This is a genomic window from Oceanicaulis sp. UBA2681 (assembly GCF_002354675.1).
Taxonomy (GTDB): domain Bacteria; phylum Pseudomonadota; class Alphaproteobacteria; order Caulobacterales; family Maricaulaceae; genus Oceanicaulis; species Oceanicaulis alexandrii.
On the sequence record NZ_DEMB01000010.1, the window covers coordinates 53062 to 78169 of the forward strand.

At 62.6% G+C, this 25108-nt stretch carries 27 protein-coding genes; 19 read left to right on the plus strand and 8 right to left on the minus strand.

From position 1 onward, the window contains the following. The first annotated feature begins 151 nt into the window (after window positions 1-151). From B3M53_RS06945 to msrA, 7 genes are all read left to right on the plus strand, one after another. On the plus strand, window positions 152-592 hold the full coding sequence (locus B3M53_RS06945) for a hypothetical protein (RefSeq protein ID WP_273020344.1): 441 nt from the start codon (window positions 152-154) through the stop codon (window positions 590-592). Between the two features lie 12 nt (window positions 593-604). Further along, window positions 605-4258 carry a S8 family peptidase gene (locus B3M53_RS06950; RefSeq protein WP_273020345.1) on the plus strand — a complete coding sequence of 1218 codons (3654 nt, stop codon included), beginning with the start codon at window positions 605-607 and terminating at the stop codon, window positions 4256-4258. A gap of 198 nt (window positions 4259-4456) precedes the next feature. Next, on the plus strand, window positions 4457-5182 hold the full coding sequence (locus B3M53_RS06955) for a helix-turn-helix domain-containing protein (protein ID WP_022701938.1): 726 nt from the start codon (window positions 4457-4459) through the stop codon (window positions 5180-5182). Between the two features lie 47 nt (window positions 5183-5229). Beyond that, window positions 5230-6759 (plus strand): serine hydrolase domain-containing protein, encoded by a 1530-nt coding sequence (locus tag B3M53_RS06960; protein WP_273020347.1) that lies wholly within the window; start codon window positions 5230-5232, stop codon window positions 6757-6759. Window positions 6760-6772: 13 nt separating this feature from the next. Further along, window positions 6773-7213, plus strand: a complete 441-nt coding sequence (locus tag B3M53_RS06965; protein WP_022701940.1) for a phosphoribosyltransferase — start codon at window positions 6773-6775, stop codon at window positions 7211-7213. A 112-nt stretch (window positions 7214-7325) separates the two neighbouring features. Further along, complete coding sequence (msrB, locus tag B3M53_RS06970; RefSeq protein ID WP_160091933.1) at window positions 7326-7796, plus strand: peptide-methionine (R)-S-oxide reductase MsrB; 471 nt, start codon at window positions 7326-7328, stop codon at window positions 7794-7796. Further along, window positions 7796-8326, plus strand: coding sequence for a peptide-methionine (S)-S-oxide reductase MsrA (msrA, locus tag B3M53_RS06975; RefSeq protein ID WP_273020348.1), 531 nt, complete (start codon window positions 7796-7798; stop codon window positions 8324-8326). The genes msrB and msrA overlap by 1 nt, the downstream gene beginning before the upstream one ends. Window positions 8327-8381: 55 nt before the next feature. On the opposite strand, the gene B3M53_RS06980 is transcribed toward msrA, so the two are convergent. From B3M53_RS06980 to B3M53_RS06990, 3 genes are read right to left on the minus strand one after another with little or no spacing between them, the layout of a single operon-like run. Beyond that, a complete protein-coding gene (locus B3M53_RS06980) occupies window positions 8382-8672 on the minus strand; it encodes a hypothetical protein (RefSeq protein ID WP_156861543.1) in 291 nt (96 codons plus the stop codon). Between the two features lie 44 nt (window positions 8673-8716). After that, entirely contained in the window at window positions 8717-10021 is a 1305-nt protein-coding gene (locus B3M53_RS06985) for a pyridoxal phosphate-dependent aminotransferase (protein WP_022701944.1), read from the minus strand. Further along, complete coding sequence (locus B3M53_RS06990) at window positions 10018-10629, minus strand: TetR/AcrR family transcriptional regulator (RefSeq protein WP_022701945.1); 612 nt, start codon at window positions 10627-10629, stop codon at window positions 10018-10020. The genes B3M53_RS06985 and B3M53_RS06990 overlap by 4 nt, the downstream gene beginning before the upstream one ends. Window positions 10630-10793: 164 nt before the next feature. On the opposite strand from B3M53_RS06990, the gene B3M53_RS06995 reads away from it, so the two are divergent. The 3 genes from B3M53_RS06995 (at window position 10794) to B3M53_RS07005 (ending at window position 14222) form a co-directional block, all read left to right on the plus strand. After that, window positions 10794-11567: an outer membrane protein gene (locus tag B3M53_RS06995; RefSeq protein ID WP_273020349.1), complete on the plus strand. Its 774-nt coding sequence runs from the start codon at window positions 10794-10796 to the stop codon at window positions 11565-11567. 165 nt (window positions 11568-11732) lie between these two features. Continuing rightward, the gene (locus B3M53_RS07000) at window positions 11733-12707 is read left to right on the plus strand and encodes an NADPH:quinone oxidoreductase family protein (protein ID WP_273020350.1); all 975 of its coding nucleotides are present in this window, start codon (window positions 11733-11735) and stop codon (window positions 12705-12707) included. Between the two features lie 129 nt (window positions 12708-12836). Then, entirely contained in the window at window positions 12837-14222 is a 1386-nt protein-coding gene (locus B3M53_RS07005; RefSeq protein WP_273020351.1) for a serine hydrolase domain-containing protein, read from the plus strand. Here the strand turns inward: B3M53_RS07005 and B3M53_RS07010 are convergent. Beyond that, window positions 14219-15208 (minus strand): LysR family transcriptional regulator, encoded by a 990-nt coding sequence (locus B3M53_RS07010; RefSeq protein ID WP_028284803.1) that lies wholly within the window; start codon window positions 15206-15208, stop codon window positions 14219-14221. The genes B3M53_RS07005 and B3M53_RS07010 overlap by 4 nt on opposite strands. Window positions 15209-15308: 100 nt before the next feature. Between B3M53_RS07010 and B3M53_RS07015 the strand changes: the two genes are divergently transcribed. The 4 genes from B3M53_RS07015 (at window position 15309) to B3M53_RS07030 (ending at window position 18349) form a co-directional block, all read left to right on the plus strand. Further along, window positions 15309-15893: a hypothetical protein gene (locus tag B3M53_RS07015; RefSeq protein WP_273020352.1), complete on the plus strand. Its 585-nt coding sequence runs from the start codon at window positions 15309-15311 to the stop codon at window positions 15891-15893. A gap of 75 nt (window positions 15894-15968) precedes the next feature. Beyond that, on the plus strand, window positions 15969-16562 hold the full coding sequence (locus B3M53_RS07020; protein WP_273146438.1) for a GNAT family N-acetyltransferase: 594 nt from the start codon (window positions 15969-15971) through the stop codon (window positions 16560-16562). Next, on the plus strand, window positions 16559-17143 hold the full coding sequence (locus tag B3M53_RS07025) for a cysteine hydrolase family protein (RefSeq protein WP_084683509.1): 585 nt from the start codon (window positions 16559-16561) through the stop codon (window positions 17141-17143). Before B3M53_RS07020 ends, B3M53_RS07025 begins: the two co-directional genes overlap by 4 nt. 150 nt (window positions 17144-17293) lie before the next feature. Beyond that, on the plus strand, window positions 17294-18349 hold the full coding sequence (locus tag B3M53_RS07030; protein WP_273020353.1) for an isoaspartyl peptidase/L-asparaginase family protein: 1056 nt from the start codon (window positions 17294-17296) through the stop codon (window positions 18347-18349). 3 nt (window positions 18350-18352) lie between these two features. On the opposite strand, the gene B3M53_RS07035 is transcribed toward B3M53_RS07030, so the two are convergent. Then, on the minus strand, window positions 18353-18589 hold the full coding sequence (locus B3M53_RS07035) for a hypothetical protein (RefSeq protein WP_273020354.1): 237 nt from the start codon (window positions 18587-18589) through the stop codon (window positions 18353-18355). Between the two features lie 61 nt (window positions 18590-18650). After that, on the minus strand, window positions 18651-18878 hold the full coding sequence (locus tag B3M53_RS07040) for a hypothetical protein (protein WP_273020355.1): 228 nt from the start codon (window positions 18876-18878) through the stop codon (window positions 18651-18653). 171 nt (window positions 18879-19049) lie between these two features. On the opposite strand from B3M53_RS07040, the gene B3M53_RS07045 reads away from it, so the two are divergent. Continuing rightward, on the plus strand, window positions 19050-20189 hold the full coding sequence (locus tag B3M53_RS07045; protein ID WP_286800011.1) for a homogentisate 1,2-dioxygenase: 1140 nt from the start codon (window positions 19050-19052) through the stop codon (window positions 20187-20189). A gap of 148 nt (window positions 20190-20337) precedes the next feature. Further along, the gene (locus B3M53_RS07050; protein ID WP_160091927.1) at window positions 20338-21351 is read left to right on the plus strand and encodes a fumarylacetoacetate hydrolase family protein; all 1014 of its coding nucleotides are present in this window, start codon (window positions 20338-20340) and stop codon (window positions 21349-21351) included. Window positions 21352-21416: 65 nt separating this feature from the next. Here the strand turns inward: B3M53_RS07050 and hspQ are convergent, their stop codons facing one another. Continuing rightward, window positions 21417-21791 carry a heat shock protein HspQ gene (hspQ, locus tag B3M53_RS07055; protein ID WP_051143392.1) on the minus strand — a complete coding sequence of 125 codons (375 nt, stop codon included), beginning with the start codon at window positions 21789-21791 and terminating at the stop codon, window positions 21417-21419. A 169-nt stretch (window positions 21792-21960) separates the two neighbouring features. On the opposite strand from hspQ, the gene B3M53_RS07060 reads away from it, so the two are divergent. From B3M53_RS07060 to B3M53_RS07070, 3 genes are all read left to right on the plus strand, one after another. Beyond that, a complete protein-coding gene (locus B3M53_RS07060; RefSeq protein WP_273020148.1) occupies window positions 21961-23124 on the plus strand; it encodes a Ppx/GppA phosphatase family protein in 1164 nt (387 codons plus the stop codon). After that, on the plus strand, window positions 23111-23851 hold the full coding sequence (locus B3M53_RS07065) for an RlmE family RNA methyltransferase (RefSeq protein ID WP_273020149.1): 741 nt from the start codon (window positions 23111-23113) through the stop codon (window positions 23849-23851). Before B3M53_RS07060 ends, B3M53_RS07065 begins: the two co-directional genes overlap by 14 nt. Before the next feature lie 108 nt (window positions 23852-23959). Then, on the plus strand, window positions 23960-24730 hold the full coding sequence (locus B3M53_RS07070; RefSeq protein WP_160091924.1) for a Coq4 family protein: 771 nt from the start codon (window positions 23960-23962) through the stop codon (window positions 24728-24730). On the opposite strand, the gene B3M53_RS07075 is transcribed toward B3M53_RS07070, so the two are convergent. Further along, window positions 24727-25104: a hypothetical protein gene (locus B3M53_RS07075; RefSeq protein ID WP_022701961.1), complete on the minus strand. Its 378-nt coding sequence runs from the start codon at window positions 25102-25104 to the stop codon at window positions 24727-24729. The genes B3M53_RS07070 and B3M53_RS07075 overlap by 4 nt on opposite strands. Window positions 25105-25108 lie beyond the last annotated feature (4 nt).

Below are 25108 nucleotides of genomic sequence, written 5' to 3' on the forward strand. Positions count from 1 at the left end.
ATTGTGTTTCGCCTGTTCTTACCAGGGTTGAACTGGCGTTTGAAAAACCCGTTAATGGCGCATTCAGGAGGCAGGGGCCTAAATAGGGGCGCCGGCAGCATGCCTGCATGCCTGCAAGCCGCAGACGAAGCTCAGGGGAGGGCGGATCACCATGCGCAAACACTCAGTATCTTTGATCGTGATGGCGGCGTTAAGCGCCGCACTTGCGTCTGCTGGGGGGTGCGCCGCGCCTTCAGCCTCGGATCAGCCGGGCGCGCAAGAGCAACCCATGGCGGACCGCTCCAACTACATTGTCTCGCTTGAAGCCGGGGCAGGCGATATTTCGACGCCGGAAGGGGTGGAGCGCGCCCGCCAGGAGCTTGTCCTGGCCCGTGACCGTGTTCTGACGGATGTGTTCGGCGCGGATGGATACGCCGCTGCCGCTGACGGGCGTTCGGGCTTGCCCCATTATGGTCAGAGCTTCATTTCGGCCTATGCTTTCGAAATAAGGCTGACAGCGGACGAAGCTCGGCGTCTGGCTGGACATGACGCTGTTCGCACCCTTGAAGAAGATGTTCCCGCACGCCCGATGGGCGCCCGGACAGACGGCTAGAGGCACACTGGAATGACCCTGCAAAAGACCCTTTTGATCACCGCTGCTCTCGGCCTTGGCGCCTGTCTGTCCAGCACTACGCCTGTCATGGCTCAAACCGAAGCGGTTGGCGCTGCTGTTCAAGCCCTGGACGGGCCTGTCACCTCCCGCGCGGCGAGCCGGCTTCAATCCGGCGACCGGACATCGGTCATCGTGATGCTGAATGTGTCACAGGACGAAACCGTCTTGGCGGGCGATCCGGGGTTTGCCGGTCAGATGATGCGTCAGCGGATTGACGACATGCGCCGGTCCGTCACCGGACGTGTATTTGCCCGCGCAGTTGACGAAATCAGCGAGCAAGGCGGGACTTACGGATATGAGCCGTTCGAGCTGACGCCCGGCTTCGCGATCCTGGCGAATGCGGAAGAGCTTGCCGAGTTGCGCGCTCATCCTGATGTGGCGGGCATCTATGACAATGCTCCCGCGCGTCCGCTGACGGACACGTCGGTGCAGCAAGTCGGCGCGCCTGCGGTCTGGGCGCAAGGGTATTCGGGCGGCGGAGTCGCAGTCGCCGTACTCGATACGGGGGTGGAGAAAGACCACCCCATGGTGGGGCCCGCCATTACCGCCAGCGCATGTTTCAATACGACTTATACAGGTGAGTCCACGTCGCTATGCCCCAGTGGGCTGGATAACGAGATTGATCTTGATTCGGCGGATGCTGGGGATGCGTGCGTTGAAGATGATTTCGATTCTGAGAATGGCGTAGATGGTTGTTTTCACGGCACCCACGTGGCTGCGACGGCTGCAGGACGTCAGGTGAGTTTGTCGTCTGGCCGTACGGCGTCCGGCGTGGCGCGAAACGCCAGCATCATCGCAGTCAATGTGTTCAGCCGCGTCGAGCCCGAAGGCTGCGTCGAGGAAGGCGAAACGCCTGAGGGGCCCTGCGTGCGCTCTTACACCTCTGATCAGATTCAGGCTCTTGACTGGCTCTACATTAATCGCGACAGGCTGAATCTGGCTTCTGTCAATATGAGCCTGGGTGGTTCCGAAGCCAATAGCTCGCCCTGCCTTGGCCGAAGCATTGAGCCCAGCATGAATGCGCTTACCGACGCAGGCGTGGCTGTCGTCGTCGCCGCGGGCAATGACGGTTTCGGAAATGGCTTGAGCTCACCAGCCTGCGTTCCCGCCGCCATCTCGGTCGGCGCCGTTGATGACAACGATGCTGTGCCGAGCTTCTCCAACGATGCGGATTATCTGGATCTGCTGGCGCCGGGCGTCCAGATTCTGGCCGCCTTCGGCACCGAACAACCCGCATCGGGACAGAATTGCGTCATCAATGACGCATCGCCGAACTCTGACGGGTTCTGTCACTGGTTCTCGTCTTCAAACGGGACCTCGATGGCGACGCCCCATGTCGCCGGCGCCATCGCACTGCTTCGTGAGGCGTTTCCCAGCGCCAGCGTGGCTGATTTTCTGGAAGCGCTTCAGGTCACTGGCGAGCCGGTGATGGATGTCGCCACCCAGCGCGTTCATGCGCGTATCCAGGTCGACGCCGCTTACAGCTTCTTGCGTGACGGCGCGGGCGTGGTGAATTCCGTCAGCCTGGACGAGCTCACACGCTATGACGCGCGCAACACCAATAGTGACGTCTCTTCGTTCAACACGGCCGTGCGGGCTCTGAGCAACGCCAGTTTCCAGGCGCGCACCGTCCGTGTCATTTCCAAGCCCAGCTGGCTGACCACCGAATTCTTTTCCGGATCCGGAGCGCCGTCCGGTTCGCCGGTTTCAGCAACGGCTCTGACCTTGTCAGCGAATGGCGCCGGGCAGTTGCGCCTGAGCATTAATGACAACGGTTTGAGTGACGCTTTCAACACCGGCGAACTTGTTCTGGGCGTGGATGGTTCCAGCACCCGTATCCGCATGAAGGCGACGGCGTTCGTGGCCACCGCGCTGACCGCGGGTCAGGAAACTGTCCGCTTTGGACCGTTTGAATGGGTCAGCGACGTCGACCAGAGCACTTCCAGTATTTTCCGCGTCGTAGGACTGAACGCCGGCATGCCCAGCGCGATCAGCGCGGATATCGAGCGCTGGGGCGACACCGCGGGGCAGACCGTCAGCAACGCTTCGATCCGCTGTGACTTCACCATTCGCTCCAATCGCTATTCCGGCAATGAGTACATCATTGGCGGCGCTGACTTCGCCGATTGCGCCCGGTTCGATCGTGGCGATCTTTATATCGATGTGGCTGTGGACCCCGCTGATGCAGGCAGCGTGCGCATGCGCCGGTTCCTGTTCAATTCCAGCGGCGGCATTACTGACGCCGCCTTTGACCCTTCCGGCGGTCAGGGACAGGCGACCAGCGGCGTCTCAGGCGTCCGGATCCAGTCTGTGGCGGGGCCGTCTTCGCCGAGCTTTGACAGACAGGCTTCATATGCGGACGCATCCCAGGGTGACGCCTCGGCGCCACAAGCGACCGTTCAGGCCGAGTATGGCCCCTTCGAGTGGACGTATGACGCCAACGGCGCCTTGCGTAGCGAGTTTCGCCTGACGCCGATCCTGCAGGGTGATTCCCTGACCCTTGACGTGGCGATCGCGAACGCCTCCCAGCCGGGGTATTCGGGGACGTATTCCGATTGCCGCCTGACCATTCGCTCGGCTCGCCGCAGCGAGAACGACTTCCTGATCCTGCCTGAAGACCTGGCCGATTGCGGATCGTTCGGGCGCGCGGATCTCAGCTTCCGGGTGACAGCGGATGACAGCCGGGTCAATTATTCGCCCGGCGATATCGACAATATGCGCATGCAACGCCTGATCCGTCAGGCCAGCGGCTCCCTGACCGATTTCCACATCGACGCTCAGACCAGCGCCGGACAGGCTCCGGTCAGCATCGGAGGCGGCGTCGGACAGGTCACCATAGGGCCGTTTGAATGGACGGGGGACAGCACGGCGCCCACCTCCAACCAATTCCGCATCGCCGGAATCGCCAGTGGCTCGATCACCCGCATTGATGTTTCCATCGCCAACGCGACGGCCAACGGTTATTCGGGAACGACGGCCGATTGTTCCTTGGCGATCCGGTCTCAGCGTGCGGGCGCGAACGATTATCTGATCCTGCGTGAAGACCTTGCCGATTGCGGTGCGTTCGGTCGGGGCGATCTGACGTTCCGTATCCAGGCTTCGCTTTCCGGTATGGAGAGCGCGGTCAAGATGCGGCGCATTGCGTTCGGCGCACAGGGCGACATCACCGATTTCGGGTTTGACGCCGAGAACGGTCAAGGCAAGAGCCCGACCGCGATCTCCGGTGGCCGCGAAGAAGTGGTGTTTGGACCATTTGAGTGGGTGGGCGACGCCCAGGCAGGCACGCAGGGCGTGTTCCGGATCACGGGCATTGATGGCGGATTGCCGGACTCCATTGAGGTGGCGATCGCCAACGCCGCGGGCGGCAATGGCCAGTTCACCGGCGCCTATTCCGATTGCTCGATCAATTTGCGGTCCAATCGGGCTGGACGGAACGAGTATGTCATCGGCGCGGTCGACTTCGCCGATTGCGGCAGCTTCAGCCGCGGCGATCTCAGCTTCCGCATACGCGCGGATGCGGCGGTGCTGGCCAACACGGTCCGCATGCGCCGGTTCGCCGTCACAACGGCGGGCGGCCTGACCGATTTCGGCTTCGACAACGAATAGCCGAGACGCACATCTGACGGATAAAAGGGCGCGGCCTCCAGTCATGGAGGCCGCGTTTTTGCGCCAGTTGACGCTATATCCCCTGAAACGCTCAAATATTCATGCGATAGGCGCTGATATTCATCTGTCAGTCGCGCCCCGACTTTCCAAGACTGCGCACAAGACCGTACGGTTGGCGTACGCATTGAGCGGAGACGGATGATGAAATTCGGCGACTATCTGAGAGCCCGACGGGAAGACAAGGGCTGGACCCAGCCGGAAGCGGCGGCCAAGGCCGATATCGAGCAGTCTTATCTGTCTAAGCTGGAGACGGGGAAATCCTTCCCCTCGCAGGATGTGTTTGAACGGTTGGCGGCGGCCTACGGGTTTGATGCTGAGACGCTGGCGCAATCGGTTGATGCGGACAGCCTGAAGGCTTTGCGTGAGATCGGGCAGGTTCGTGCAGCCGTCATCAGTCTTCAGTCGCGTAGCGTACGACTGGCGCGCAGCTGGCTGGCGGCGGGTGTGGCCAGCGTGTTTCTGGGCGGGGCCTCTTTGGGGCTGTTCAGCCTGGCTGAGGACGACGAATACACCGTCTATCATTACACGTCGCCGGGCGTGATCGCGCCGGGTGAAGACATGAATGTCTACGCCATTCTGGATCGAACCTTGCGGTCGGACCTGGGCGAAGACCGGCCAGACGAGGCCGCCGCTCGCGCCCTGCAGGTCGCGATGATGGAACGGGCCGACCCGCAAGTGCGCGTCACACGCGACATGCACGCAAACGGCTATCTGGAGCGTGTGGAGGGCGGACAGCGGTTTTTCCGGCCTGTGGACTCTGAGCTGGTGATCACCCCGTCGCCTTTGCGCTGGTTCCTGGCGCCGGCGATCATGTTCTTGCTGGGCGCGCTGGGCTGTTTCTTCGTCAGCTTTCGCTGGAAATAGCCAAGCTCTGTTTCGTCTCTGACATCATGAAAAATATGGAGGTCGCCATGTCCTTTTGGAAATGGCTGGGAGTGGCGTGTGCGTTGTTTGGCGCTGCGCCGTGTTGGTCTGCGCCCTATGCTCCTGCGCCCTTGTCGGCGCGGATCGAGGCGTATGTGCAAGCGTCCATGGCCGAGGGCGCAACGCCCGGCATTGTGTGGGTCTATCAGGGCGGCGTGCCGGTCTATCAGGGCTCTCATGGCGCCTCGGACCGGCGCTCCGGCGCTTCGTTTCACGAAGACGCGCTGTTCGACATTGGGTCCATGACCAAGCAATTCACGTCGGCGGCCGTACTGCGTCTGGCCGAGGAGGGCGTGTTGGCGCTTGATGATCCGCTGGAGCGTTTCTTTCCAGAGGCGCCTGAGGACAAGACAGGCATTACGATCCATCAGCTGCTGACCCATAGTTCGGGGCTGTCAGACGAAAACGGGGCTTTCGACGGGCGCGATTCAGACCCTTACAAATCTGAAGCCCAGTTCCTGGCGCCGCTCTGGGCCAGTCCGCTCAACCGGTCGCCGGGCAGCGGCTATGAGTATTCGAACGCCGGCTACTCCCTGCTCGCGATCGTGATCGAACGCGTCACGGGCGAGGGCTATGAAACCGCCCTGCGCCGGCTTGTTCTGGAGCCAGCGGGGCTGACTCAGACCGGCTATCGCTTGATGGACTGGTCAGTCCAAAACGCAGCTCGCGGATATGACGATTTTCACGCCGATCCTGACCGTGCAGATCGAGGTCTGTTTTATCTCGAACGCTGGCGGACCGAACCCGTTTCCTATCGGCTGCTGGGCAATGGCGGGCTTCACTCAACCCCTGCCGATATGCTGCGCTGGATGACGGCGCTTCACGCGGGCGACGTGCTGAACGCGGACTCGCTCGCCTTGTTGCAAGCGCCTTTGGTGGCGCTTGATGATCCCTATCCGCCGACCTTCACCCATTACAGCTATGGCTGGGGCGTGGGGCGGCGGCCGTCCGGCGAGCCCTGGATCAGCCATTCAGGCAGTAATGGCGTCTTCTTCGTCAGCGTGCAGTACGGGCCGCGCACGGACACCTTGATCCTTCACATGACCAACACGGCGCGCGGTACTGTTGGCCGCATGGGGTATGAGGTCGCGCGCATGATGGATGATCCGCGTTATGAGCCTGATCCCGTGCATGGCGGGCCAGTGCGGCTGGTGCAGACTTTCATGGCCGACCACACCCCTGAACATATTGACCTCTTGCCCGCCTATCTGGCGGCGCGATCAGGCGATCCTGTTCCAGCTGCCTGGGTGCTGAACCGGACGGGCTTGCATCAGATCGAGCAGGGCCATGCGGCATGGGGGCTGGCTCTTCTGGAGCTCAACGCCGCGCTTCATCCCGAGGAGGGCAATTTGCAGGACAGCCTGGCCTACGCCTATGAGCAGACCGGACGGCTTGAGCGGGCGCGCCGGCATTACCGGCAGGCTTTGACCTTGGGTCAGAGCACTGAGGACTGCTATTGGTGTTCCAACGCTCAGGCGGCGCTGGACCGGTTGGTGCAAGTCGCTTCGTCAGAATGAAAAGGGACGCTTCATGCTCAAGCTCAGCTGGACCGATATTGAAAGCCTGTCCGCCAGCATCGCCGATCAATTGATCGAGCGGCACGGTCCGATCGATCCTGACACGGTGCTGGTGGGCGTGGCGCGGGGCGGGCTGATCCCCGCCGCGCTGGTGGCGCACCGGCTGGGCTTGCGCAAGATGACCTCTCTCGGGCTGATGTCCTATGCCGACGGCGTGGAGGGCGCGCAGGGCACGATGCAAGCTTATGGCGCGGCGCCGGACAGCGCCGCCATCGTGATCGATGACATCATTGATTCCGGGCGGACGCTGGAAGCCGTCCGGGCGCGCTATCCCGACGCCATCGTGGCGGCGCTGGTGGACAAGACCGGCGGCGCGCCAGGCGTCGTCATCGGGCGTCAGACGCCAGCTGATGAATGGGTGGAGTTCCCCTGGGAAGCCATCGGCGCCCTGTAACCGCGCTTCTATCGCCTCTTGTCTGAAAGCCCTGCCGCCTCACATTGAAGAGAGGACGGTGGCGCGCACTCAATTGCGCCCCAACATCGTCTGAGAGGCTGAGGAGATCGTGATGACGTCTGACCCCAAATGGGCCCGCACGCCGGACGCGCTGGCGCGCCTGACGCCTGAGCAGCGCCATGTGACTCAGGAGAGCGGCACCGAGCGCCCCTTCAGCGGCGAATTGCTGAACGAAAAACGTGACGGAATCTTCGTCGACATCGTGTCGGGAGAACCGCTGTTCGCCTCAGCGGACAAGTATGAATCGGGATGCGGCTGGCCCAGCTTCACCCGGCCCATCACGCCGCAAGCGCTGGATGAGTTGCGCGACGACAGTCATGGCATGGTGCGCACCGAGGTGCGCTCCACTCATGCCGACAGCCATCTCGGCCATGTCTTTCCCGACGGCCCGGAAGAGGCGGGAGGCTTGCGCTACTGCATCAACTCCGCGGCGCTGCGCTTTATTCCGCTCGAAGAGATGGAGGCGGAAGGCTATGGCGACTATATCGATTTTGTGAAAGCTGGCCGTAAGGAGGCCTTGTAATGGTTGAGACCACTGAACGCGCCCTTCTGGCGGGCGGCTGCTTCTGGGGCATGCAGGATCTGATCCGGCGTCGTCCCGGCGTGATCTCCACGCGCGTGGGCTATAGCGGCGGCAAGACCGACAATCCCACCTATGACACCGTGAAGACCGGTCAGACCGGCCACGCAGAATCCATCGAGATCGTGTTTGATCCGAGCGTGACCAGCTATCGCGAGATGCTGGAGCTGTTCTTCCAGATCCATGATCCCACGACCGTGGACCGTCAGGGCAATGATATCGGCGACCAGTACCGGTCCGCGATTTTCTATCTGAGCGAGACGCAAAAAGACGTGGCTGAAGACACCATCGCGGACGTGAACGCGTCAGGCCTGTGGCCCGGACGGGTGGTGACGCAAGTGGTTCCTGCCGGTGAATTCTGGGAAGCGGAAGACTTCCACCAGGATTATCTCGAGCGCTATCCCAATGGCTATACCTGCCATTTCCCGCGCCCCGACTGGGTGCTGCCCAAGCGAAACGCCGGCGCGGCGTAAGTCGCGAAAAAGCTCGGTAAAGTGAGCCCCGTCTCCAATCGGAGGCGGGGTTCGTCTATCCGCCTGTGGCCTGCCGCCAGAAGAACAGCACCACCGCGCCCTGGATGAAGAGCGGGATGGCGAAGCTGGCGCCGCCGAACAGGGCCGCGACCACCAGCAGCAAAAACCGGGTCGGCAGGCGCATCATCATGCGCGAGCGTTCGCCCGCCGTGGCGTAGCGCGAGGTGATGACTTCGGTCATGTCCGTAAACCCGCCGCGCAATAGCACGACGAACAGCCAGATCACGCACGCGACCCACACCCAGATCATGATGCGGATCCAGGTGGAGAATCCTTCGGCGGCCATTACCGCATTCCAGTCAATGTCCATGACGGTCCCGCGCGTGAGGGTCAGCCGCGCGCCCAGTGCGCCATGGCCTTGATCCCCTCGATCACCCGCGAACAATGCCGGTTCAGGAAGGCTTCGTCGAGCGTTTCGCCCTCTGACAGGGCGCGCAACGCCAGCTCGCCGTCAAAATCCACAAAGGCCAGCCGCAGCGACAGCTCGCTCTCGGGGCGTCCGAACGCCGACCCGGGCAGGGTGGCGACGCCGGTGTCTTCCAGCAGCGCTTCGCACAACTGGGAGCTGGTCGTGATTCCGCGCGCGTTCAGGGCGCCGCGCAGCGGATCAAAATTGGGGAAGGCGTAAAAGCCGCCGCGGATCGGATTGACCTGCGCGCCGGCGTCAGTGAGCTGGTCGGTGACGAAATTCGCCAAGGCCTCCAGCACCTGCCGTGACCGGGTGAGATAGAGCTCCATCTCCGGTCCGCCTTCGAAGGCGAGCTTCGCCGCGTGCTGAATGGGGGCGGACACCGAGGTGTAGGTCTCGCTAGCCGCCGTGGCCATGGCGTCCTTGAGCCAGCTGAGGGATTTGGGAAAGGCGAAAAATCCCAAACGCCAGCCGCCCGCGCCCGCCCATTTGGAAATGCCGTCGGAAATGATCGTGCCGCCGCGATAATAGCGCGCCGCCGAATGGTGTTTGCCGTCAAACTGCACGCCGCCATAGATCTCGTCTGACAAGAGCAGCAGGCGATGCTCGCGCGCGGCCTCCGCGATGCCCAGCATCTGATCGGGGGTATAGGCCGTGCCGGTGGGGTTGCCCGGCGAGTTCAGGATCAGAAGCCGCGGTCGATCAGGATCGGCCTCGCACGCCCGGTGCAGCACCTCCGGCGTGACGCCGAGACCCGTGTCAGGCGCCGTAGGCAGCCAGCGGATCGGGCGTCCGATGATCTGGGCCTGGGGCGCATAGCTGACCCAGGACGGGGTGGGGATCAGAAGATCTCCATAATAGACGAGCTGCAGCAAGAACATCAGCTCTTTGGAGCCCGGGCCGATCAGAATGTCTTCAGGGTCGAAATCAAGCCCCTGGGTACGCTCCAGATAGCGGCAAATGCTTTCGCGCAGGCTGTAGAGCCCCTGAACCGGCAGATAATCCTTCTGGAAGGCGTTGTCGCGCAGCGCCTTCTGCATGATGTCCGGCACGGGGAAGGGGGATTGGCCCAGACCCAGCTTTGAGACCTTGCGGCCCTGCTTCATCAAGGCGGCGGAGCGCTCATTGATCGCCAGCGTCGCGGACAGGCCCAGACCCCGAATGTTGAGATTGAGCTGCACGGACGGAGCGAAGGCTTGCGGGGCCTGGATGTCTTTGGGGCTCATGGAGCTGCCTTTGGTTTCATGCCATCAGTAAACAGTGTGGTGAGATCGGAGACAAATGCCGACATGTCGAGCGGTCGGACCTCGTCTCCTTTGAGCAGACGTTGATGCAGAATTGAAATCAGGGCTGGCGCGTATAATGCGAGGGCTGCGTGGCGTACGCGATCCGGATTGGCGTTATCGGGGTCCACGCTGGGGCCAAGGCGGAGCTCCAGCGCCTGAAGGGAAGGTTCGATGATCTTTTCAAGATAGGCTTTCGCCACCTCCGGATCATGAATGGATTCCACAAGGGCGAAGGCGTGCGCCTGCGCAAAGAGATCGCTCTGTGCGCCAGCGAGCGCCAGTGCGCCATACCCTGAGACGGCCTCCTGCAGAGTGCCGGCGGGTTTCGCGCTCTCTTCCAGAAACTGTCGGGCGCCTTCGGCGAAATAGCCGATAAGCGCGATGACGACTCCCCGGCGGTCAGCAAAGAAATGGCGCAGGGTCGGTTCCGACACGCCGGCCTTGATAGCAAACTGACGCAGGCTGACCGGAGCGGAACGCTCGGCAATCGCTGTGGGAGCGAGGAGGCTTAGCAATTCATGACGGCGGTCTTTCACGGCGGCAGGCATAAGCACATCTCACTCAAGGAGCAGGCGCCCAGGAGACGCGAGTCAGGTTGCTGAAACCTTAGACCGAGATGTGATCCAATCCCAAGGTCTATCGTATATAGTATATGCGATACAAACGCCGTCTGGCGGTGTCGCACCCGCTATAGCAAAACAGGATGTGACCCATGACCAAATCACTGCTTCTGTCTTTCGCCGCGCTGGCAGCTTTGTCATCGCCTGCCGTCGCTCAGTCTTATGTGTCGGGCTCGGTGGGTGCGAACATGCAGACTGACAGCGACAACTCCGGCGCGTTCAGTCGTGACTTCGCTACTGGCGACGGGGGCGCCGTCCCTCCGGGCACGGTCCTGCCGTCTAGAACTGATGTCGGATGGACCACTGAGTTTGATACCGGCCTGTTCGTGTCCGCCGCTTATGGCTACCGCCTGAACGACATGTTCCGTGTGGAGGCCGAGCTTTCCTATCAAAGCGCTGATGTCGATACGCATGTTGACGTTCAGGCCGGCGGCGGCGCGCTGGGCGCAGCTGACGCAGCTGTCTTGATCACGGGTTCGGCGCCGCTGGGTGTGACGGTGGCGGATCTGGTGGCTGACGGTCAGGGCGAGCTAACCTCTACGGGCCTGGCGCTGAACGGCTATTATGATCTTCCGATCGAGGGCACGCCCTTCGCTTTGTATGCAGGCGCTGGACTGGGCCTGGCCGAGGTGAAGGTGGAGTACGCGCCGTCCGGCGTGGGCATTGTCGACGACACGGAAATGTCGGGCTTTGTTCAGGCGATGGCCGGCGGCTCCTACGCCATCAGTGAGAGCACGGCCTTTTATGCGGGGTACCGTTACCGCGCATTTGAGGACGCAGAAACGGATTCTGCTCTTATCCCGGCGTCTCTCGACGTGGAAAACACCAGCCATATCCTCGAGCTGGGCGTGCGCTACAGCTTCTAAAGTCGCCACCTTGCGCAAGAGCAGCCTCTCTGAAGCTTCAGGGAGGCTGCTGTGCATCTGGGGACTGAAACGCAGGCGCTTTAGCGGTTAAGGAGTTGCTTGCGCCACGCGTTTGCTGCTCTATCGTGCCCTCAAACAGACAGACGAGTCAGGGAGGAGCCGTTCATGCGCGCATTGATCTGCAAGGATTTCGCACCTTACAAGAACCTCACCGTGGAGGAGGCCCCCGAGCCGCCCCTGGGCGAGGGCATGGTGATGCTCGACGTCAAGGCGGCGGGCGTGAACTTCCCCGACATCTTGCTGGTCGAGGGCAATTACCAGATGAAGCCGCCGACCCCTTTCGTGCCGGGCATGGAGGCGGCGGGTGTCATCTCCGCGCTGGGCGACAAGGTTCAGGGCGTCAAGGACGGCGACCGGGTGATTGCGGCGACTATGCTGGGCGCGTTCGCGGAAAAGGTGCCGGTGCATTTCAGCCAGGTCGTGCCAATGCCTGACAGCATGAGCTTTGAAGAAGGCGCCGCGCTGACCACGATCTACGGCACCAGCTATCACGCGTTGAAAGACCGGGCGCAGCTGAAAGAAGGCGAAACCGTCCTGGTGCTGGGCGCCGCCGGCGGCGTCGGAATCGCCACGGTTCAGCTCGCCAAGGCCATGGGCGCCAAGGTGATCGCGGCTGCGAGTTCTGAAGAGAAGCTGCAGTTCTGCCGCGACAACGGCGCCGATGAGACGATCAATTACACCACTGAAGACCTCAAGGCGCGCGCCAAGGAATTGAGCGGCGGCAAGGGCGTGGACGTGGTCTATGACCCGGTCGGCGGCGATTTCGCCGAGCCGGCGCTGCGGGCGACGGGCTGGAACGGGCGCTATCTGGTGATCGGCTTCGCGTCCGGCCCGATCCCGAAAATCCCGCTCAATCTCGCCCTTCTCAACAGCCGCAACATCCAGGGCGTGTTCTGGGGCGCCTGGGCGGGTCAGAACCCCCGCGCCAATGCGCAAAATCTCAAGGAAATCTTTGATTTCTATGAGGCCGGCAAGATCAAGCCGCAAGTCTCCGCGAGCTACAAACTCGAAGATTACGCCAAGGCGTTCGAGGATCTTCTGGAGCGCCGCGTGAAGGGCAAGGTCGTCCTGACGCCGTAACCGGATCAAGCGTTGAAGCTATCCAGAGCTCCCGGGCGAGACTTCGCCCGGGAGCTTTTTCATGAGCGGATAAAGCGGCTTGGTCATTTCAGACGCCCGGTGCACGATGACCGCGGACAGGGGGGCTATATGCGGCATATTCTGATAGCGGTTCTTGTGTTGCTGGCGCTGGCGACGAGCGCCTTTGCGCAGACGTCAGACGATCTGGACGCCTTCATTGCGCGTCACATGGCCAGCTCGGGCGCACCGGGCCTGGCTTACGCCTTTGTGGACGGGGAAAGCCTCGTCTCTGACGCTTCGGGCGTTATGCGTTCGGGCGAGAACGCGCCGGTCACGCCGCACACCCTGTTCCGCATCGGATCTGTTACAAAGAGCTTCACCGCGCTCGCCATCGTGCAATTGGCTGAGGCGGGCCAGCTGACCCTTGACGATGAGGTGGCGAGCCATCTGCCTGTGTTTGAAACGCAGGCGCCGATCACGCTGCGCCAGCTGCTCAGTCACACCAGCGGATATTCGACGGTTCAGGGCAATGCTGCGGCCTCCGGGCTGACGCTGTCTGAGCGCGGCGCCCAGCTGGCGCATGACGGACCCGCCCAGGCGCCCGGAACGGGCTGGGCCTATTCCAACGCGAACTATCAAATGCTTGGCGCCGTCATCGAAGCGGTGAGCGGCCAGACTTATCCCGATTATGTTGAAAGCAACATTCTGAGGCCGGCGGGTATGCACGACAGCCACGTGCTCAAGGGAGAGCCGGTTGAAGGCCTGGCGACCGGTCACCGGCCCTGGATGTTCGGACACCGTCCTTATGACGCCCATTGGGGGGACAGGGTCCATGCGCCGTCCGGCGGCATCGTTTCAAGCGCTGCTGACATGGCGCTTTATCTGAGCTTGATGCTCAACGGTGAGGACGATCTGGTTTCAGCGGCCAGCAAGGCTGAAATGGTGCGTCCGGCAAGCGAAGGCTCGCCCTATTACGGTCTGGGCTGGGCGCTCGATCCTGAGGGCGGCTACGCGCTTCACACCGGTCTGACGCCTGGGTTTGAGACCATCGCCTTGCTTGAGCCGGCGCAGCAACGCGGCGTTGTCGTGCTGATCAACGCCTCGGGCGGGATGGGCTTTGGCGGGGTGCAGCCGCTTCTTTTCGGCATCACCAATCTGGCGTTGGGCGAACCCTATGAGGCCGGCGCCGGCTGGGGCGCCAGATCGCTTTACCTGCTCGTGCTGCTGATGCCGCTGGTCTATCTCGCGGCCAGCGTCTCGGCCTGGGTCTTGCGGGACGGCCTGCGGGCCAAGTCCGGGATCGCGGGGATATTCAGCTTATGGTTCCCGCTGGTGATGTCCGGCGTGCTGGCTGTCGTTCTGCTGGGCCTTTTGCCGCGCCTGTTCGGGACGACGTTGGGCGGCCTGGCGCTCTACCAGCCTGATTTCGTGCTGCTGCTGTATGCCTGCGTCATCACGAGTGCGATCTGGGCGGTGCTCCGCCTGATGATCGCCCATACCGGACCGCGCGCCTAATCCAGCGCGCGGGGCCTGGGGCGTTCGCCGCGTACATGCACCACATCCACATCCGAGAAAGTGCTCGGGGGCAGATAATCCTTGCGGAACCAGGGATAAAGCGAGCCGTCAAAAATCTCGCGCAGCCAGTCCAGAACCTTGCGCACGCGGGTCACCCGGCGTTGGTCGGGATGGTAGACCATCCACAGCGTGATCGGCACTTCCAGCCCGAGATCCACATGCACCAGATCAGGCTGGACCTTGGCGGCGTAGGTGGGGATCATCGAGATGGCCGTGCCTGCGCGCACCGCCTCAACCAGCGCCAGTGAGTTATCCGTCGTCAGGGACGGGTTCATCATCTGCTTGATGGCGCTGGCTTCCTTGGGCCAATGGGTTTGCTGCTCGCGATAGCTCACCAGATCCGCAATGCGGTGATTGAGCACGTCCGCGACGCTTTTCGGCGCGCCATAGGTGTCGAGATAGGCGCGCGCGGCGAAGGGCACGTAATGCAGCGTCGCCAATTCAGTCGCCACATGGCTCATCCGTTTGGATTCTGTCATCTGCAGGCTGATATCGCTCTGATCGAGCGCCAGCTCGCCATCCACGCGGGTGTTGATCTCCAGATTGATCAGCGGGTTGGCTTCCACAAAACTCGGCAGTTGCCGCGCGATCCAGTACCCGGCCACGCCTTCCGGCGCCGCCAGATGCACAGTGCCGGCGTCGGCGCGGTCCGCCTGGTGGGCGATGCGTTCAATATCGCCGGCGGTGTTCTGCATGATCTGGACCTGCGCCCAGATCCGCTCGCCGATATCGGTCAGCTCCACCCCGTCCGCGCCGCGCGTGACGAGGCGCGCGCCGATGCGGGTTTCAAGCTGCTCCAGACGCCGACTCACGGTTGGCTGTCCGATGCCGAGCTTGCGCGCAGCGCTGCTCATGGATCCAGAGGACACCAGCGCATGGAAAATACGCAGATCGTCCCAGTCAAACAATTGCGGCTTAGTGCTCATGAACGGGTCCGCTTTGCGGATGAATAGGGGGCATGTCGACTTCGCTGAAGCGGACGAGGGATCGGAACCGGTACCATCCGTCTCATGGATGAGGGGCTACATGCGCGATCAGGATAAGCAACACCGGCTGTCAGGGCCAGATGCGCCAGCGACCGCTGAACTGATCCGTATCTTTGCGCGTCATGGCTTTACATCTTCTGAAGAGCCTCTCGACGTTGCAGACGCCTCTACAGTTGCAGTGACAGCGCTGGGCGGCGCCCTGGCGTCCGAGGACATCGTGCTGGCCTGCCAGGCGCGCACACAACGCTGTTTTTTCATTCGGCGCAATGAAACGGGCGAGGCCAGCGGCTTCATCGCCCTGTTGTTTCTCAACGCGCGCGGCTTTGAAGCGCTGATGTACGGGCGTCTGTCGCCCGATCAACCCGAGCTTGATCTGCTGACCGCGCCCGATGAGCGCGCGTCGGCGATTTACGTGTGGTGCCTGGCGGGCGTCAGCGAAGCCGATAAACGCGCCGTGGTGCGGGCCGTCACTGAAGCACGCCGCAAGGCGTTTCCGCATGTCGCTCTGTTCGCCCGGCCGATGAGCCGGGAGGGCCGCATGATGACCGCCGCGCTTGATGCGCCATCGGCGGGCGCAGCCTGGCTGGGGTGGGTGCCCCAGGCTGCGGACGCCAGCAAAACCTAGGGTTTGGAGGGGGCTATGGACGGAACACGCGTTGAGGAATTTGAACCGCCTGTGATCGTGCGCGTGGCGCGGACCATGGACGATATGCAGCGGATCGCCGTCGTTCGTGCGCTCGTTTACATGTCCGAGCAGGACTGCCCGTATGATGAAGAGTTTGACGGCAATGACCTTGCTGGCGCGACGCATCTGCTGGCCGAAGCGGGGGGAGAACCCCTGGCTTGCCTGCGGGTGCGCTGGTTCGCCGACTTCGCCAAGATCGAGCGGGTCTGCGTACGCAACGGGCATCGGTCGGGTCGTGTCGCACGTCAGATGATGCAGGACGCAATCGATCTGATCCGTCGGAAAGGCTACCGCAAATTCGTCGGTCACGTGCAAGAGCATCTGATCCCGTACTGGAAGCGCTATGGCTTTATCCACCGCGAGCACCGTGGGGTCTTCGTATTTTCAGATAGGGCGTATGCGGAAATGGAGGGGCGTCCGGACCCCCACCCCAAAGCGCTTCACATTGATACCGATCCACTGATCCTGGATCGGCCCGAAGGGGATTGGGACAAACCCGGCCCCTTGGACAAGTCGGTGACGCGTGGCGCTTCACCGTTACAGGGGAGGGAGCCTGGACGCGGAGCCAAATCCGCGCCGGCCAAAAAGCAGACGGAGACAGCAAAATGAGCCTGGGAGTTCCTGTACTGGTATGCCTGGACCTGCAAATGGAATTCGTCGCCAAGGGCCGTCCCTGGACGGATCCCGAGGGTGAACGCATTGCCCAGGTCAGCGCCTCTATCCTGTCTGAAGCCCGTGCGGCGAACTGGTCGATAGTCCATGTTCAGCTTCATCCGGGCGGACCGATCATGGCCGATAACGGTCTGCACCAGCCTGCGCCGGGTTGCGAGCCACGTCCGGGCGAGATTCTGCTGCGTCGCGCTGGCGTATCCGCCTATGCGCACCCGGACCTGTCCGGCATTCTCGAGGGCGCCATGGGCGCTCCGGCCTATCTGATGGGCTTTTCCGCGCCGACATCACTGACGGCGACGCTCTATGACGCTGAAGAGCGCATGCACCCGCTCAACCTGGTTGAAGAGGCTGTGGGGTCCGCCGAGGTCGGTGAATGGTCAGCTGATCACGCCCGCGCTTTGTGCAAGGATACCGCTGACAGGCTCAATCGTCTGGTGTCCCGGACGGGCATGTTTGGCGAAAAAGCCCAGTATGCGCTTGGGCGCGTGGGCATGTTGAGCCAGCCGCGACTGAGCTAGACTGCAGCAGTTCAGACGTGCGCAGAAAGGCGAGGTCGGGGGACCTCGCCTTTCGTTTTTCTGGCCCGGGGTCGCCAGGCGTGACTGTGTCCTTGCCAAGGCGCGCGCAAGCTGGTCCTCTCACTGAAAGACGTGTTCGGGGAGAGTGAAATGCGGCGTTTGGTGTTAAGCGTATGTGCGATGGTTCTGGCGAACGGAGCCGCTCTGGCTCAGAGCGGAGAGCCGGACTGGGCGATCGTCCTGCATGGCGGCGCAGGCGTGATCGAGCGCGGCGACATGGATGCCGAGACCGAGGCCGCCTATCGCGACGCCCTGGACGCTGCGATCCGGCTCGGCGGCGACATGCTGGCGGACGGCGCCTCGGCGATGGATGTGGTCGAGGCCGTCATCCATACGCTCGAGGATGATCCCAAATTCAATTCCGGCGTCGGCGCGGTGTTCACCGCCGAAGGCCGCAACGAGCTCGATGCGTCGATCATGCGCGGATCGGACATGCAGGCGGGCGCCGTTTCGGGCGTGACCACAGTGCGTCACCCGATCAGCCTGGCGCGGGCCGTGCTCGAAAACAGCCCCCATGTGATGCTGCAGAGCCCGGGCGCGGAAGCATTCGCCGCCGATCAGGGCCTCGAGCTGGTGGACAATTCGCATTTCTTCACCGAACGCCGCTGGGCCTCCATGGTGCGCGCAGTGCGCCGGATGGGCCTGCCTGTGCCGCCACGTCCAGAAGGCGCGCCTGAAGTTGAACCGATCCGCGAGGGCGCTTTGGACCTGATGGAGCGCGAGCACGCCTTTGGCACAGTGGGCGTTGTGGCGCGCGATCAATCTGGTGAGGTCGTGGCCGGCACGTCGACGGGCGGCACCACAGCCAAGCGCTGGGGCCGGGTGGGCGACAGCCCGATCATCGGCGCCGGCACCTACGCCACGCCCGCTTGCGGTGTCTCGGCGACCGGCACCGGCGAATACTTCATCCGCCTCAATGTCGCGGCGCGCATCTGCACCCAGCTCGAGGTGTTGGGAGAGGCGGGCGGCCAGCAGGCCGCTGACGCCGTGATCCAGGACGCGCTCACCGCCATGGGCGGTGATGGCGGCGTGGTCATGCTCAGCCATGGCGAACCGATCTGGAGCTTCAACACGCCGGGCATGTATCGCGCCAGCTGGACGCCGGGCGATGAACCTGTGGTGTCGATTTATGGCGATGAGGCGTAGGGCTTAGCCGCCCCCTCCATCGCCACCGCCATCACCTCCGCCACCGCCATCTGCGCCTGCGCCATGGCCTGGTTGTCCCATGGTGAAGAAAAAACCGAAACCTACGAACAGGACGGCAATGATTGTGAAGGTCTTATCGCCCATGAACAGATGAGAGAAGACCCCGGCCATTATGGCGGCGATGACGCTTGCGCCGAGGCGGAGACGAAGGTTGATGGACTTGGATTTTCTAGGGGTCATGGAAGAATGTCTTGCTTGTGAGGGAGATCAGGTTCGTCGTCAGGCCGTCAGTGGAGGTGGGTCAGTCGCCGCCGTCGCCCCCAAAATTGTCGAACAGACTTGACTGAGGCCCATCAAGGCCCCCGCCTAGATCGAATAGAGCAATGCCAGCGGAAACCGCCACAATCAGAATGGACAGGCCGACATTGTCGATCAAAATGAAACAGGCGATTGCTGCGAGGATCGCGACAATGGCGGCCGAGACCGGGCGAAACTGAATAAACGGTTTTTTCTTCGGTTCGTCATCCATTGGCGGGGTGTCCCTCTCACTCTGCCTGTATCCTCGCGGACGCGCCTTTTCGGTTGCCGCGAGAGGGTGACGCACTCAGTTGGAGTGTCAACACGGAACCCGCCCCTTTAATTTAGTTTCAAATGTAACTAACTTGTCGAGAATACAATTTCGCCAGTCAGGGAGCGCCTCATGGCTCGCAAGTGGATTTACGCATCGCGCGTTGAGGGCAATGCCTCGCGCCAGGCCCATGCCGACATGCCCGAGGGCACCTATGAGCGGGAGATGAGCAAGGAAGGGTTCTTCGGCCCCGCCGCCTTCCTGCATCACAAGCGTCCGCCCACGGGCTGGGTGGATTTTGAGGGGCCGCTGCAGCCGCGCGCCTTTGATCTGAACAAGCTGGGATCGCCGCAGAATACGCCGTGGGACTCAGCTTCAGTCCTCTATAACAACGCCACGGACATCCGCTTCTGGTCATTGTCTGAACCAATGACCACGCTGGCGCGCAACGCAGATGGCGACCAGCTTCTGTTCATCCATCGCGGCGCCGGCTCGCTGTTCTGCGACTTTGGCCATCTGGAATATGAGGCGGGCGATTATATCGTCCTGCCGCGCGGCACGCTGTGGCGCCTGTCTCCGTCAGAGCCGACCCTGGTGCTGATGGTGGAGGCCACCAACACTCACTACACCTTGCCGGACAAGGGGCTTGTGGGCCCGCACGCCGTCTTCGATCCCGCCATGTTCGACGTGCCCGCCATGGATGACGCCTTCAAGGCGCAGCAGGCGGACGAGGATCATGAGTGGAAGGTGCTGATCAAGAAGCGCGGCCAGGTCTCCACCATCACCTATCCCTATAATCCGCTCGACGCGGTGGGCTGGCATGGCGAGTTGCACCCGGTGCGCCTGAATGTGCGCCATATCCGGCCGCTGATGAGCCATCGCTACCATCTGCCGCCAAGCGCGCACACCACCTTCCTGTCGGATCGTTTCGTGATCTGCACCTTCGCCCCGCGTCCCTTCGAGACCGATCCGGGCGCGCTGAAAGTGCCGTTCTTCCACAATAATGACGATTATGATGAAGTGCTGTTCTACCATGCCGGTGACTTCTTCAGCCGCGACAATATCGATGCGGGCATGATGACCTTCCATCCGGCGGGCTTCACCCATGGTCCGCACCCCAAGGCGCTGGCGAACATGCTGGAACAGAAAAAGCCTGCGACCGACGAATACGCCGTGATGATCGACACCCGCGACCCGCTGGATGTGGGCGAGGGGGCATCGCGCGTCGAAAACCTCGATTATGTGAACAGCTGGAAGCCGAAAGCGAAATAGGCTTCGCTTTCTCTTTTCCCGGCCCCCAATCAAGTTGAGGATAAATTCCGGCCGGGACCCAGTGATGCAAGCGCCCGGGGCCTGATGGCTCTGGGCCCCGGCCTGCGCCGGGGAAGAGACAGATCAAATAACAAGAAGGCTTTCCCCCATGAAACTCGCCACGCTGAACAATGGAAAACGCGACGGTCGCCTGGTGGTGGTCTCCCGCGATCTCGCCTGGTGCGCAGACGCCAGCCATATCGCGCCCACCTTGCAGGCGGCGCTCGATGACTGGGAGACGACTGAGCCGGCGCTGCGCAGCCTGTCTGACGAACTGGAGCGCGAATCCATTCCGCGCGAGCGCTTCCATGAGCGTGAGGCCCTGTCGCCCCTGCCGCGGGCGTTCCAGTGGGCAGACGGTTCGGCCTATGTCAATCACGTGGAGCTGGTGCGCAAGGCGCGCGGCGCGGAGCTGCCGGACAGCTTCTGGACCGATCCGCTGATGTATCAGGGCGGGTCCGACAAGTTCCTCGCCCCCCGTCAGGACATTCCGCTGGGCGATGACAGCTGGGGCTGCGATTTTGAAGCGGAAGTCGCCGTGATCACCGGCGACGGCCCGTCAGGTCTCAGCGTGGATGACGCGGCCAAGGAAATCCGCCTGGTCATGCTGGTCAATGACGTGTCATTTCGCGGACTGATCCCCGGTGAGCTGGCCAAGGGCTTTGGCTTTTTCCAGTCCAAACCGCCGAGCGCCTTCTCTCCAGTCGCCGTGACGCCGGACGAGCTGGGCGACGCGTGGGATGGCCGCAAGCTGCATCTGCCGCTGCAATCCTGGCTGAACGGATCGAAATTCGGCGAGCCTGAATGCGCCGTCGACATGACGTTTGATTTCGCCCAGCTGGTCGCCCACGCCGCCAAGACGCGTCCGCTGTCGGCAGGCTCGATCATCGGGTCAGGCACCATCTCCAACAAGCTCGATGACGGTCCCGGCAAGCCAGTCGCTGAAGGCGGCAAGGGCTATTCCTGCATCGCTGAAATCCGCATGATCGAGACGATCTATGATGGGGCGCCCAAAACCCCGTTCATGACGCCGGGCGACACGGTGCGCATCGAAATGCTGGACAAGGACGGCAAGTCCATCTTCGGCGCCATCGAGCAGACCGTGGTCCGCTACGAAGGCTAGAGCGCGTCAGTTTCTCCGACGATGTCAGAACGCCCGGATCAATGATCCGGGCGTTTTTGTGCGCGCTAATTCTGGACGAAGCCGCCGGACTTCAGCGCATAACGCTGGCCGTCAAAGCCTTCGAAGATGTCCACCGTATCAGGATGGCCCACGGCGCCGTTCTCGGCGTCGGGCAGCAGATTGCCTTCAGAGACATAGGCCTCGTAATGGCCGTCCTCATTCTCGGCGAGCAGATGATAGAAGGGCTGGTCCTTGTCCGGCCGCATGGATTCGGGAATGGACAGCCACCAGTCCTCGGTGTTCGCGAACACCGGATCCACGTCAAAAATCACCCCCCGGAACGGGAAGAGGCGATGGCGCACGACGTCGCCGATTGTGAACTTGGCCTCACGCAAGGCGGACACTCCTGGATTCGGACCGACATATGTAGCTGTCATCATATGCAATTCCAGTGCCTGACGCTGCAACAGCCGGGTTCGGTGCTTTCACAAGCGTGAAAGGCGAGCTATCCTTAACGTCAAACTGAAGTATCGCCCGCGGCCGGTTGCCGGCTTGCGCCGAAGAAACGGCGCGCCGCCAGTCTTTGCGGGCGCGATGAGGACGAACACCATGGCGAAGGACGCCGCCGGCCCCGAGCCTGCGCGCCAGCGCCCGAATCGAGGCCGGAAATCCGCCCGCCAGGACCCGATCTACGGGGCTATCGATCTGGGCACGAACAATTGCCGCATGCTTCTGGCGCGGCGCACGCGGGAGGGTTTCCGCGTGGTTGACGCCTATTCGCGCATCGTCCGTCTGGGCGAGGGCATTACGGCGTCCGGCGAACTCTCTGAAGCCGCCATGGAGCGCGCGGTGGAGGCGCTGGCGGTCTGCGCGGACCGGATCAAGCGCCGCAATGTCACCAAGCTGCGCGCCATCGCCACAGAAGCCTGCCGCCGCGCCCATAATGGCGAGATTTTTGTCGAGCGTGTCAAAGCTGAAACCGGCCTGGAGATGGAGATCATCGGGCCGGAAGAAGAGGCGCGCCTGGCGGTGCAGGGCAGTCTGGACCTGCTGGACGAAGCCATGGACGCCGCTGTCGTGGTCGATATCGGCGGCGGCTCGACCGAGCTGTGCTGGGTGGATCTCGAGGAATGGCGCAATCGCGGCGGCTATGACAGCGGCGGCCGGCCGCCCTTGCGCGGATGGTCCTCCATGCCGCTGGGCGTCGTCACCCTGTCCGAGCGCTTTCCGGAGCCCAAGAAGAGCGGCGATGAGGCGCGGGCGGCCTGGTATGCCGAGATGAAGGCGCACGCCGTCAAGCATCTCAAGGCGCCCAAGGGCGCGCGCCGTTTGCGGCCGATCTTCGAGGCGGGGCGCGCCCATATGGTCGGCACATCGGGGACGGTGACTTCGGTCGCAGGGGTGCATCTCAATCTGACCCGCTATATGCGTGACAAGGTGGACGGCATGTGGATGACGTCCGAAGACGCGCACATCGCCTGCCAGCGTCTGGCCAGTCAGGACCGCAACGGGCGGGCGCGTGAAGGCTGTATCGGCCATGATCGCGCCGACCTGGTGCTGGCGGGATGCGCCATATACGAAGCGGTGATGGAAGCCTGGCCGACAGAGAAGGTGCGGGTCGGCGATCGCGGCTTGCGCGAGGGCATGTTGCTCAACCTGATGCGTCCCAAGCGCCGGCGCGGACGGCGCGGCGCAGGTAAGCGCGGCGAGCCCAACGCACCCCGGAGCCAGGCGTCCGAAACAGAAAAGAGAGACGGCCATGAGCAAGGATGACGAAAACGGCGAAGGCGAACCCGAACGCCGCCGCCGCCGGTCGGGCCCTGTCACGGCGGGCGGGGACGCCCGTTCAGCCAAGCAGTTCCGTACGCGGGTGAAAACCGCGCGGGGCCGTAAATACTCGTCCAAGCTGTGGCTCGAACGCCAGCTCAACGATCCCTATGTGGCGCGCGCCAAACAGGATGGCTATCGCTCGCGCGCGGCCTACAAGCTGATCGAGCTCGATGACAAGTTCGGCCTGATCAAGCCGGGCATGCGGGTGGCCGATCTTGGCTCGGCGCCCGGCGGCTGGACCCAGGTTGCGCTCAAGCGCGGGGCCGCGCATGTGGCCGGCATCGACCTTCTGGAGGTCGAGCCCATCGCCGGCGCGATCCAGCTGGAGCTCGATTTCACCGAGGAAGGCGCCGAAGACACCCTCAAGGAAGCCTTGGGCGGGCCAGCCGATCTGGTGATCTCGGATCTGGCGCCCTGGACGACCGGGCATAAATCCACTGACCACTTGCGTATTGTGGCGCTGGTGGAGGCAGCGGCGTATTTCGCGCTGGACGTGCTCAAGCCGGGCGGCGGCTTCGTCGCAAAGGTCTTTCAGGGCGGCGCCACAGGCGAATTGCTGGACCTTTTGAAGGCTCGGTTTGAAAAAGTACGCCATTACAAACCGCCCGCCAGCCGGTCGGAGAGTGCGGAGACTTTCCTGATCGCGACCGGGTTTCGACCTGAGGGGTGAGTGGCGCACTCTGGCGGTAAACGCTGTTCACTTTTAACTTGGCGTTTCCATTCAATTGTGGATACTCCCATACAGAGCGGCATGAGCAAGACCGCCGGGAGGACAGTCATGACCGAGCAGCACGCAGCCTGCCCACCCTATCCGTGGGAACCGTTCAACCCGATTCGCGCCTGGAATGCGTTCTGGGGGCTGGTCGGCGATCGCGACGACACGCGCTATGTGTTCGAGTTCTTCCGCGCTGTGAACGGGCAGAGCATGGGCGGCATTCTGGGCCGGTTCGTCAATTCCGAGTTCGGGCGCAGCCAGATCGAGGACCGCACGCGGTTTGCGAACAAGCTGCTCGATCGCGAGACCTTGAAATCTTACGGTCGCGGCACCTTCGCTGCGGCGTATCTGCACTATCTGGATACCGAAAATCTCGACCCGCTGGGCGTGCATGTGGCCGCTGTGGAGAACGCGCCCGAGCTGTATGCGCAGCTCGAACGCGAGTATCCCGAGTTTGCGGCCATGACCTATACCTTCCATCTGGCCCATGACCTGCACCACGTGCTCACCGGGTATGGTCGCGATCCGCTGGGAGAGGCCTTGCTGTTGACGTATAATGGTAATCAGAGCGGTACGCGGGGTTCGCGCTTGCTGGGCATGTTCGCGGGCCTGCGCATCCGCTCGGAGATCTGGCAATGGCCTGTGGGCCGCATGATGGCGAATGCGCGCAAGATGGCGCGCGAGAGCACGGACATGGTTGTCACGGATCTGACCGAACTGCTGCCCCTGCCGCTGGAAGAGGCGCGTCAGCGTCTGAATATTCAGCCGGATCCGCTCTATCGTGAAGTCCGCGATAGCTGGACCGGGCCAGAGCCGGTCAGCGCCAAAGCCTAAAGCCCCGGCGCCGGCCGACCATTGAGCAGGTATTCCATGACCTCAGGGTCCTGGATGTCGAGCTTCTCGTAAGGTCCGAGAAGCCGCAGCCGGCTTTTGGGCTTGCCTGGTCCCAGGCGGCGAGCGGTCAGCATCACGACGGTGCCGTCAAATCCGCATTCGTCCAGCACCGGCAGGCTTTCTCCATAATCGCTATGGGGCGGCACGCGGCGATCGAGAAAGACGAGATCATACTCGGACGCTTTCGGGTCTTCGCAGAAAGCATTCACTGAATTGTAATGGTCAAATTGAAACGAGCCGGGAACATGCTCGGCAAGGCCTGACAGAATTGTCATCTCGACCGGGTCGTCATCAATCACCGCAACGAGTCTCATGCAT

Coding starts and splice junctions, on each gene's coding strand:
- B3M53_RS06945 (WP_273020344.1), top strand. CDS start 152: ATGCGCAAACACTCAGTATCTTTGATCGTGATGGCGGCGTTAAGCGCC.
- B3M53_RS06950 (WP_273020345.1), top strand. CDS start 605: ATGACCCTGCAAAAGACCCTTTTGATCACCGCTGCTCTCGGCCTTGGC.
- B3M53_RS06955 (WP_022701938.1), top strand. CDS start 4,457: ATGATGAAATTCGGCGACTATCTGAGAGCCCGACGGGAAGACAAGGGC.
- B3M53_RS06960 (WP_273020347.1), top strand. CDS start 5,230: ATGTCCTTTTGGAAATGGCTGGGAGTGGCGTGTGCGTTGTTTGGCGCT.
- B3M53_RS06965 (WP_022701940.1), top strand. CDS start 6,773: ATGCTCAAGCTCAGCTGGACCGATATTGAAAGCCTGTCCGCCAGCATC.
- msrB (WP_160091933.1), top strand. CDS start 7,326: ATGACGTCTGACCCCAAATGGGCCCGCACGCCGGACGCGCTGGCGCGC.
- msrA (WP_273020348.1), top strand. CDS start 7,796: ATGGTTGAGACCACTGAACGCGCCCTTCTGGCGGGCGGCTGCTTCTGG.
- B3M53_RS06980 (WP_156861543.1), bottom strand. CDS start 8,672: ATGGCCGCCGAAGGATTCTCCACCTGGATCCGCATCATGATCTGGGTG.
- B3M53_RS06985 (WP_022701944.1), bottom strand. CDS start 10,021: ATGAGCCCCAAAGACATCCAGGCCCCGCAAGCCTTCGCTCCGTCCGTG.
- B3M53_RS06990 (WP_022701945.1), bottom strand. CDS start 10,629: ATGCCTGCCGCCGTGAAAGACCGCCGTCATGAATTGCTAAGCCTCCTC.
- B3M53_RS06995 (WP_273020349.1), top strand. CDS start 10,794: ATGACCAAATCACTGCTTCTGTCTTTCGCCGCGCTGGCAGCTTTGTCA.
- B3M53_RS07000 (WP_273020350.1), top strand. CDS start 11,733: ATGCGCGCATTGATCTGCAAGGATTTCGCACCTTACAAGAACCTCACC.
- B3M53_RS07005 (WP_273020351.1), top strand. CDS start 12,837: ATGCGGCATATTCTGATAGCGGTTCTTGTGTTGCTGGCGCTGGCGACG.
- B3M53_RS07010 (WP_028284803.1), bottom strand. CDS start 15,208: ATGAGCACTAAGCCGCAATTGTTTGACTGGGACGATCTGCGTATTTTC.
- B3M53_RS07015 (WP_273020352.1), top strand. CDS start 15,309: ATGCGCGATCAGGATAAGCAACACCGGCTGTCAGGGCCAGATGCGCCA.
- B3M53_RS07020 (WP_273146438.1), top strand. CDS start 15,969: ATGGACGATATGCAGCGGATCGCCGTCGTTCGTGCGCTCGTTTACATG.
- B3M53_RS07025 (WP_084683509.1), top strand. CDS start 16,559: ATGAGCCTGGGAGTTCCTGTACTGGTATGCCTGGACCTGCAAATGGAA.
- B3M53_RS07030 (WP_273020353.1), top strand. CDS start 17,294: ATGCGGCGTTTGGTGTTAAGCGTATGTGCGATGGTTCTGGCGAACGGA.
- B3M53_RS07035 (WP_273020354.1), bottom strand. CDS start 18,589: ATGACCCCTAGAAAATCCAAGTCCATCAACCTTCGTCTCCGCCTCGGC.
- B3M53_RS07040 (WP_273020355.1), bottom strand. CDS start 18,878: ATGGATGACGAACCGAAGAAAAAACCGTTTATTCAGTTTCGCCCGGTC.
- B3M53_RS07045 (WP_286800011.1), top strand. CDS start 19,050: ATGGCTCGCAAGTGGATTTACGCATCGCGCGTTGAGGGCAATGCCTCG.
- B3M53_RS07050 (WP_160091927.1), top strand. CDS start 20,338: ATGAAACTCGCCACGCTGAACAATGGAAAACGCGACGGTCGCCTGGTG.
- hspQ (WP_051143392.1), bottom strand. CDS start 21,791: ATGATGACAGCTACATATGTCGGTCCGAATCCAGGAGTGTCCGCCTTG.
- B3M53_RS07060 (WP_273020148.1), top strand. CDS start 21,961: ATGGCGAAGGACGCCGCCGGCCCCGAGCCTGCGCGCCAGCGCCCGAAT.
- B3M53_RS07065 (WP_273020149.1), top strand. CDS start 23,111: ATGAGCAAGGATGACGAAAACGGCGAAGGCGAACCCGAACGCCGCCGC.
- B3M53_RS07070 (WP_160091924.1), top strand. CDS start 23,960: ATGACCGAGCAGCACGCAGCCTGCCCACCCTATCCGTGGGAACCGTTC.
- B3M53_RS07075 (WP_022701961.1), bottom strand. CDS start 25,104: ATGAGACTCGTTGCGGTGATTGATGACGACCCGGTCGAGATGACAATT.